This is a genomic window from Streptomyces sp. FH025 (genome assembly GCF_017427025.1).
GTDB lineage: Bacteria > Actinomycetota > Actinomycetes > Streptomycetales > Streptomycetaceae > Kitasatospora.
This window is the reverse complement of record NZ_JAFLNG010000305.1, coordinates 1-8,825: the sequence shown is the minus strand read 5'-3', so window position 1 is coordinate 8,825 and position 8,825 is coordinate 1. Positions and strand designations below refer to the sequence as shown.

General features: G+C 73.5%; 6 protein-coding genes. 1 reads left to right on the top strand and 5 read right to left on the bottom strand.

Annotated features, from left to right (window positions below; genetic code table 11):
* Positions 1–360 precede the first annotated feature (360 nt).
* Entirely contained in the window at positions 361–1,569 is a 1,209-nt protein-coding gene (locus J0670_RS21410; protein ID WP_207813256.1) for an MFS transporter, read from the top strand.
* 73 nt (positions 1,570–1,642) lie between these two features.
* Here the strand turns inward: J0670_RS21410 and J0670_RS39985 are convergent, their stop codons facing one another.
* The 5 genes from J0670_RS39985 to J0670_RS21385 all read right to left on the bottom strand — a co-directional run bounded on the left by J0670_RS39985 (position 1,643) and on the right by J0670_RS21385 (position 8,823).
* Complete coding sequence (locus tag J0670_RS39985) at positions 1,643–5,077, bottom strand: SdrD B-like domain-containing protein (protein WP_207813255.1); 3,435 nt, start codon at positions 5,075–5,077, stop codon at positions 1,643–1,645.
* 199 nt (positions 5,078–5,276) lie between these two features.
* On the bottom strand, positions 5,277–6,266 hold the full coding sequence (locus J0670_RS21400) for a LacI family DNA-binding transcriptional regulator (protein WP_207813254.1): 990 nt from the start codon (positions 6,264–6,266) through the stop codon (positions 5,277–5,279).
* A gap of 290 nt (positions 6,267–6,556) precedes the next feature.
* The gene (locus J0670_RS21395) at positions 6,557–6,901 is read right to left on the bottom strand and encodes a DUF4229 domain-containing protein (RefSeq protein ID WP_307806628.1); all 345 of its coding nucleotides are present in this window, start codon (positions 6,899–6,901) and stop codon (positions 6,557–6,559) included.
* A 155-nt stretch (positions 6,902–7,056) separates the two neighbouring features.
* On the bottom strand, positions 7,057–7,584 hold the full coding sequence (locus tag J0670_RS21390; RefSeq protein ID WP_207813252.1) for a GNAT family N-acetyltransferase: 528 nt from the start codon (positions 7,582–7,584) through the stop codon (positions 7,057–7,059).
* A gap of 33 nt (positions 7,585–7,617) precedes the next feature.
* Positions 7,618–8,823, bottom strand: coding sequence for an MFS transporter (locus tag J0670_RS21385; protein WP_243437318.1), 1,206 nt, complete (start codon positions 8,821–8,823; stop codon positions 7,618–7,620).
* Positions 8,824–8,825: the final 2 nt, after the last annotated feature.

Sequence of the window (8,825 nt, the reverse complement as noted above, 5' to 3'; positions counted from 1 at the left end):
GGGCGTGCCGCCCCGATACAGCTCAGGGCCGTACAGCACATGGCGCGACGACGGCGCGGGCTGTCCACAGCACCGCTCAGAGCGCACGGACGGGCGGCGCCGGGCAGCGGGCCCGGGCCGTGCGTCCGCAGTGCGTCTGAGGTGGTCACGGTCGGAAGATTAGCAGTAAACGTTTGAGATGTTCAAAGTACTTGTTTTAGATGGGGCCCGATCACGCCATACCCCGGAACCGGACTCCGAACACGAACCAGGCTGACGCCGCATCAGTTCACTGCCACGGTCAGATTGACCGACCACCAGTTATACGTATAACTTTGACGGCGCCCCGCCCTCCCCTGCCCAGACCGGAGAAGAACGCCGATGGGCTACCTCGCCCTGCTTCGCGCCCCGCACGTCACCCGACTCCTGCTCGGCACCCTGCTCGGCCGCCTGCCCGCCGGTATGACCGCCCTGGTGATCGCCCTCGCCCTGCGCGGGGCCGGAGTCCCGTACAGCCGCATCGGCCTGGCCACCGCCGCCTACGCGATCGCCGCCGCCATCGGCGGACCGGTGCTCGGACGGATCGTGGACCGCACCGGGCAGCCGCGCGTCCTGCTCGCCACGGCCGTCGTGGCCGGTGGCGGGTACGCACTGCTCGCCCTCGCCCCCGGCTCCCCGGTCGGCGCACCGCTCGGCGCCGCGATCGCCGGCCTCGCCATGCCCCCGCTCGAACCCTGCCTGCGCTCGCTCTGGCCGGACGTCGTCGAGGAGGAACAGCTCGACACCGCGTACGCCTTCGACTCCGCCTCCCAGCAGATCCTCTACGTGGCCGGGCCGCTGGCCGTCGCCGGGATCGCCGGCCTGTTCAGCCCGGTCGCCGCGCTCTGGGTGGCCGCCGGGCTGGGGCTGGTCGGCGCGCTGATCGTGGCCACCGCCGCACCGGCCCGCGCCTGGCGCGCCCCCGCCCGTGAACACGGCGCCGGACTGCTCGGACCGCTCCGCTCCCCCGGCCTGGTGCTGCTGCTGATCGGACTGGCCGGGGCCGGCTGGGCCGTCGGCGCGCAGAACGTGCTGTTCATCGCCTACGCCGAGCGCCACTCCGGTGGGCTGCCCGGCGGCGGGGGCACCCTGCTGGCGCTCGCCGCGCTCGCCGGCCTGCTCGGCGCGCTGGTCTACGGCATGGTCGGCTGGCGGCAGAGCACCGCCACCCGCACCTGGGTGATGGCGCTCGCGATGGCCGCCTCCTACCTGCCGCTGGTGACGCTGCCCGGCCCGTATCCGATGGCCGCGCTGGCCTTCCTGTCCGGGATCGTGCTGGCCCCGCTGCTGGCGGCCGCGTTCGTGCTGATCGCCGAGCTGGCCCCGACCGGGACGGTCACCGAGGCCTTCGCCTGGCTGGTGACCCTGTTCGCCACCGGCAACTCGCTCGGCTACGCCGTCTCCGGGCACCTCGCCGAGGGCTCGCTGCGCTCGGTGGCGCTGTGCGCGGCCGGCGGGATCGCGCTCGGCGGGCTGGTGCTGTTCGGCGCCCGGCGCTGGTTCCACAGCGCACCGGTCGCGCCGCAGGCGCAGCCCGTCCCGGTGGGCTGACCCGCCCCACAGACGACTGCGCCCGCCGGCGGTCTGGCCGGCGGGCGCAGTCTTGTCAGTCACCTACGGGTGATCAGCTGTGGCGGCCCCGGCGGCCCCGGGCGATCACGACGAACAACCCGCCGAGGACGAGGGCGGCGATGCCGAGCCCGAACGGCAGCAGACCGGGCCCACCGGTGCCGGGCAGCTCGCCGCCACCGTGGCCCTGGGGCGACTGCGGGTCCTGCGAGGGCCCGCCAGGCTCACCCTCGGTCGGGTTCCCACCCCATGACGGGCCGGACGGGCCGTCCGTCGAGCCCTGCGTCGGCTGGTCCGTCGGCGAGCCCGTCGGAGTGCTCGTCGGCGAAGACGAGTTCGTCGGAGACGGCGAACCCGTCGGCGTCGGAGACGACGTCGGGGTGGACGACGACGTGGGCGAGGGCGAACCCGTCGGCGTCGGCGTCACGGTCGGCGTCTGAGTCGGCGTCGGCGTCACGGTCGGCGTCGGCGTCACAGTCGGAGTCGGAGTCGGAGTCGGAGTCGGAGTCGGAGTCGGAGTCGGAGTCGGAGTCGGCGTCGGCGAAGGCGTGCTCGCCATCACCACCCCCAGGTCCAGGCTCAGGTCCCGCTCCCCGCCCGACACCCGCACCGTCTGGGTGACCCCGGTGCCCGGGTCCGCGTCCGAGTCCAGCGCCGGGTCCGTCCCCGCGTGCCGGGCGGTGGCCTTCGCGCCCTCCGGGAGGGTCGACAGGTCGAAGCGCACCGCGTACTCCCCGTCCGGCAGCTTGTCGAACAGGTAGTGCCCGTTCGCGTCCGTGACCGTCGTGACGGGCTTGCCCGTCTTGTCGCGGACCGGCTGCCCGCTCCCGTCCAGCAGCTCGACCCGTACGCCGGGCACCCCGGGCTCGCCGGGCTTCTGGACGCCGCTGCCGTCGCGGTCGACCCAGACGAGGTCGCCGATCGCGTTGTTCGGCGGGACGGGCGCCTGCACGCCGACGCCGACCTTGGCGGGCTCGGCGGGCAGCAGCGGATTGCCGCTGGAGTCGGTGGCGGTGTAGGCGAAGCTGTTCCAGGCGAAGTCGGCGTTGCCGGCGTCGACCGAGGCGACCATCGGCCAGGTCAGGGTGAACAGCCCACCGGGTGCCAGGGTGCCGGGCCGCTGGACCCGGAACCAGGTGGTGGTGCCCGGCCCCGGGAAGGTGCCGCTCCACCGGGCGTTCGCGTCGCACGGGCCGGGCACGGTGATGGCGCCGGTCACGCACGGATTCGGCGAGGTGGTGTACTCGATCACCACGGTCGGGTCACTGGAGGTCAGCGGCTGGGTGAGCGAGGGCGTCCAGGCGGAGCCGCGCGGGATGTCCGGCCGCAGCAGGTACGAGTCGCCCGGGGTGGGCAGCTTGTCGTACGCGATGAAGTCGGTGACCGGGTCGGGCGAGTCGTTGCGGACGGTCAGCCGGTAGGAGATGCCGCCGCCGGGGGTGGTGGTGCCGGTGCTGGCGTAGTCCTTGTCGAGGTCGCCCTTGACCTCCTTGAAGGAGCGCAGCACGGCCGGAACCTGCACCTCGACCTGCGAGGAGGCGTGGCACATGTGCTCGGTGGTGTTGCCGTCGCCGTTGAGGTCGAGGGCGTCCGGCACGCCGCTGTCGGTGCCGTAGTAGGAGCAGGTGACGGGTGCGGTGGCGCCCTCGGTGGTGACGTACACGTCGTTGGTGAGGGTGCCGGGCTTGGCGCTGCCGGCGACCTGGGCGTCGATCAGGATCCGGTACGCCTTGTGGTCGTTGAGGTACATCATGTCGGGCGCGCCGGCCGGCCAGGTCATCTTGAGCAGCTGGCGGCCGTCCGGCCCGGGCAGCACCTGGACGGACTGCGGGGCGACGGACTCCGGGTAGGCCGGGTCGGGGCGGGCGCTGCCGTCCGCGTAGACGAGGCCCTGCGGCAGCAGGTCGTACAGGACGAGCGGGGTGCCGAGGTCACGCCCGGTGCGGTTGTACGGGGCGATCTGGAAGGTGGCGACGCCGCCGGGCGCGAGGACGGCACCGGCGGTGGTGGTCTTGGTGGCGCCGAGGTTGGTGGCGGCGGTGACGGTGGAGTCGGCGCAGGCGCCGGCGGAGGAGGTACCGCCGGAGGCGTCGGTGCCGGTCACGTCCACGCAGTTGTGCAGCGGGGCGGGCGCGGTGCGGCCGTCGTGGCCGGGGGTGACGACCTGGGCGAGGACCTGTACGGCGTTGCCGGGGCTCCAGCCGGTGGGGATGGGGCCGTCCCACTGGAAGCGCAGCCCGTCGAGCCAGCGGCCGGCCGGGATGCCGAGCACGTCGTTGGCCGGGTCGCCGGTGCCTTCGGCGAAGGTGATCCGGCGGCTGCCGGAGCCGTTGAAGGGGCTGCCGGGGGTGAAGGTCTTCCAGGTCTGGTCGCCGTTGAGGCGGTACTGGAGCTTCAGGCCGATGCTGGTGGGGTTCCAGGCCTCCAGCTGGATGGACTGCGGTATCAGCCAGTTGTAGAGGCCGGAGGTGGTGCCGGAGCCGGGGTCGGTCATCACCAGGCTGGTGGCGGGGCCGGCGATGTTGCCGGGGTGGAGGCTGAAGGAGGCGATGTCGCCGGAGACGACGTTCTCCTGCCAGACCTTGGAGGCGGTGACCTGGATGCCGGAGGTCGGCGGCTTGAAGGTCGGGGACTCGGCGCTGGCGGTGGACAGGTCGCGCATGCCGTCGGGGCCGAGCGGGTCGCCCTGGAGGACGACCGAGTTGGTGGCGGTGGTGCCGCTGGGGAACGCCGGGTCGGGGAAGTTGACGACCAGGACGCCGGGGTTGCGGCAGCCGGCCTGGCCGTTGGTGGCCCGGAAGGCACCGATGTCGTAGGTCCAGCGGTCGGGGTTGTTCGGGTCCTGGGTCCAGCCGGGCGAGCGGCCGGTGTCGACGACGGCGCCGGGCGGCAGGGTGTCGACCAGTCGGGCGGCGTCCAGGTCGACGTTGGGGACGCCGTTGGTGGAGCAGGCGCTGAACTGGTAGGTGACCGAGCGGCCGTCCTGACTGCTGGTCTGGACGCCCTTGGTGACCTTGTAGTCGGGCTGGACGACGGCCGTGGTGGTGGCGGAGCCGCTCTGCTCGGGCTCGCCGTCGGCGGTCAGGGTGGCCGAGTTGACGGTCTTGGTCTTGTCAGGGGTGGTGAAGTTGGGGAACTTGAGGACGACCTTGATGGACGCGGTCGTCCCCGGGCTGAGGGTGAGGAGCTTGATGTCGAGGGTGCCGCCGACGCTGCCCGCGGCCGGGACGGTCGAACCCGCCACGTCCACGGTGGAGTTGTCCGGGCTCCAGCCGACGAACTCCATTCCGGCGGGCAGGGTGTCGGTGATGCGCCCGCCCGCACAGTCGGTCACCGAGCAGGTGTAGCGCAGGGTGTAGGTGACGTTCTCGCCGGGCGCCACCGTGGCCTTGTCGACCGTCTTGGTGAAGCTGACGGCCGCCTCGGCGGAGGGGGCGGTGAGGGTTCCGGTGAGGAGGGTGCCTGCGAAGAGGCCGAAGGCCGTGGCCATTCTGGCCGCCCTGGACAGGCGTGGTGGGCGTGAGGGTAGCGTCCGCATGCCGGAAATCTCATCGTTTATTCATCCGAAAGGAGTCACGGCACGAGGGGTAAAGACTATTTTTCACCCGTTTGGGCTAGTGACTCCGTCGCTTGAATCGCGATAACGCAGCGGGGCGGTCACCCCGGGTCATCGCGCCGGAGCGGTGCCGTCACGCCGGAGCGGTCGAGGAGCGCAGCACCAGCGAGGTGGCCAGCGGCGCGACCCGCTCCACCCGCTCCCCGTGCAGCAGCGCGGCGAGCGCCGCCGCACCCACCCGGCCCAGTTCCTCGCCGGGCAGGTCGACGGTGGTCAGCGGCGGGGCGAGCATCCCGGAGACGGCCACGTTGTCCATGCCGACCACGGACAGGTCGTCCGGCACCCTCAACCCCCGCTCGGCGGCGGCCTGGTAGACCCCGGAGGCGACCACGTCGTCGTCGCAGATCACCGCGCGGGGGCGGTCCGCGGGCGCCAGCAGCCGGTGTGCCACGCTCCGCGCGGCGGTGTGGCCCTCGTTCAGACTCACACCCAACTCCACGACGTCCAGGCCGAGTTCACGCACCGCCTGTTCGAAGGCGGCCTGCCGGACCCGGAAGGTGTAGGCGGCGAGGGTGGAGCGCAGGTGTCCGATCCGGCGGTGGCCGAGGGCGGCCAGGTGCTCGACCGCCGCGCGCATCCCGCCGGCCACGTCGAGCTCGACGGTCGGGCGCGCCCGGTCGGTGCCGGGGTCGGCGTCCAGGAAGACGGCGGGGGTGTCGGCGGGCAGCTCGCCCAACTGGCTGTCGTCCGGGGAGCAGATCAGCAGGCCGTCGAAGCGTCCGGCGGTGGCGGCCTCCGCGAGGGTCGCGCTGCCCCAGCCGGAGCTGACCACGACCGCCAGGCCGTGCCGGCCGGCCTCGTGGTGGACACCCTCCAGCACCCGGCCGAAGAACGGGCCCTGGAGGTTGGGCACGGCCAGCATGATCATCCCACTGCGGCCCAGCCGCAGCTGGCGGCCGGCCGCCTGCGGGCGGTACCCGAGACTGCGGGCGGCTTCCCGCACCCGCAGCCTGGTGGCCTCGGAGACCCGGCGGCCGGCCTCGGCCCCGGAGAAGACCAGCGAGACGGTGGCCTGGGAGACCCCGGCGAGCCGGGCCACGTCCCGGCCGGTGGGCCGGCGCACGGGGGCCGGCCACGTCCCGGCCACGCCCCCGGCGGGCCGGGCGGGCGCGGAACCCGACGGCTCGGGCACGGAACCCGACGGCTCGGGCACGGAACCCGACGGCTCGGACACGGAACCCGACGGCTCGGACACGGAACCCGACGGCTCGGACACGGAACCCGGCAGGCCCGAACCGGAACCGGGCCGGTCGGAGGAACCGGGCCGGTCGGCGGAGGCGGGTCCGTCGGCGGAGGTGCGGGGATCGGCAGCGGGCACGGCGGGCGGTGGCGGTCCGGGCGGTGGGCCGGAGGTCAGTTCTGCCCGGCCGCGGCCGCGCGTGCGGCGTCGTCCACGGCGTCCTCCTCGGCGTTCTGCGCGGCGATCCGCTCGGCGGTACGGTTGCGCATCCCGGCGACCTTGGTGGTGATCTGGGAGGACATCTCGTCGCGCTGCCGGCTCAGCAGCACGTAGCTGAGCGGCGCGGAGGCGATCGCGGCGAGCAGGAACAGGAAGATCACCCCGGCCTCGCCGCTCACCGGGATGATCCCGAAGTGCCCCAGCAGCAGGGCCACCAGCAGACAGCCGAGGAAGATGCTGACCCGCATGGAGGTGTAGCGGAGCGTGGCGTGCGACTTCTGCGGGCCGTTGCTGCTCACTGGAACACTTCCTTCTCGTTCGCGCCGGGGGCGGGCGCCGACGGGCCTCGGCGGGTCGTGGCGGGTCTTCCAGTCAAGCATGCCTGACGGCCGGCCCGGGGCAGGGGTGCCCGCCCCGGGCTCCACGCCCCGCCCGGGACGGAGGCGGGGCGGGGTCAGCGCAGGTCGAGCCACATGGTGATGTCGTCGCGGTCGTCCCCGGGGGCGACCCTGATCGCGGCCGGTACCCGGCCGACCTCCCGGTAGCCGCAGCGGGTGTAGAAGCGCTCCAGCCCCTGGCCGCCGCGCGCGGTCAACCGCAGCGACTCCAGGCCCCACTGACGGGCGACCCTCTCGGCCTCGGCCAGCAGCCGCGCCCCGTAGCCGAGGCCCTGGAAGTCGGGGTGCACCATGACCCTCTTGAGCAGCCGCCAGTGCTCCATGAGGTCGAAGCGCATCGACTCGAAGAACAGCACGCCCACCAGCCGCCCGGTCGCGCTCTCGTGCGCGACCAGCAGCCGGTCCGGCCCGTCCGGCGCGACCCCGGCGAACTGGTGGTCGGCGGTGTCCCAGACCTCCTCCTCGGTGACCGGCGCCACGAAGCCGACCGCGCCGCCGGCGTTGGTCACGTCCGTCCACAGCCGTACGACGGCGGTGCGCAGGTCGGGGTCGAGCTTCGGGTCGAGGGTGAAGGTGAGCGCCATGATGCGGAGCCTAGACCTCCGCTCCGACAGCCCTCACGAGAGGGCGGGCACCGCCCGGTCGCTCCGGCCGGTGCGCAGCGCCAGGCAGAGCCCGACCGCGACCACGCACAGCGCGCCGGCGCCGTACCAGGTGAGGTCGTAGTTCCCGAGCGCGTCGCGGGCCAGGCCCGCCAGCCCGGCGACGACGGCCGCGCCGATCTGGTGGCAGGCCAGCACCCAGCCGAAGACGATCGGGGCGTCCTCGCCGAAGTGCCGGCGGCACAGCGCGACGGTCGGCGGCACGGTGGCCACCCAGTCCAGGCCGTAGAAGACCACGAAGGCGAGGATCGGCGGCTGGAGCGAGCCGGCGAGCAGCTGCGGCAGCAGGAACAGGGAGAGTCCGCGCAGCCCGTAGTAGACGGTGAGCAGCAGCCGGGAGTCGACCCGGTCGGTGAGCCAGCCGCTGAACACGGTGCCGAGCACGTCGAAGAGGCCGATCAGGGCGAGCAGGCTCGCGGCGGTGGTGACGGGCATGCCGTGGTCGTGCGCGGCCGGGATGAAGTGGGTGCCGACCAGGCCCGCGGTGGTGGCGCCGCAGATCGCGAAGGAGCCGGCCAGCAGCCAGAACGCCCGGGTGCGGGCCGCGTTCCGCAGCACCCGCAGCGAGCGGGCCAGGGCACGGCCCTCCCGCACCGGTGCGGGAGGGGCCTCGGTCGCGCCGTACGGGAGCAGGCCGAGGTCGGCGGGCCGTTCGCGCATCAGCAGCAGTACCGGGACGGCGACGGCGCTGGCGGCGAGCGAGACCACGACCACGGCCGAGCGCCAGCCGTGCTGTTCGACCAGCCAGGCGCCGACCGGCAGGAAGACCAGGTTCCCCGCCGCCCCGGCGGCGGTGAGCACCCCGGTGACCAGGCCCTGGCGGGCCTGGAACCAGCGGCCGGTGATGGTGGTGGCGAAGGCGCCGGCCATCGAGCCGCTGCCGAGGCCGACCAGCACGCCCCAGCAGAGCACCAGTTGCCAGGGCTGGCGCATCAGCATGGTGAGGCCGGAGCCGACCGAGATGGTCAGCAGGGCGCAGACCACCACCAGGCGCACGCCGAAACGGTCCATCAGGGCGGCGGCGAAGGGGGCGGTGAGGCCGTAGAGGGTGAGGTTGACGGAGGTGGCGGCGGAGATCGTCCCGAGCGACCAGCCGAACTCGTTGTGCAGGGCGTCCATCATCAGGCTGGGTGTGGAGCGGAAGCCGGCCGAGCCGAGCAGGA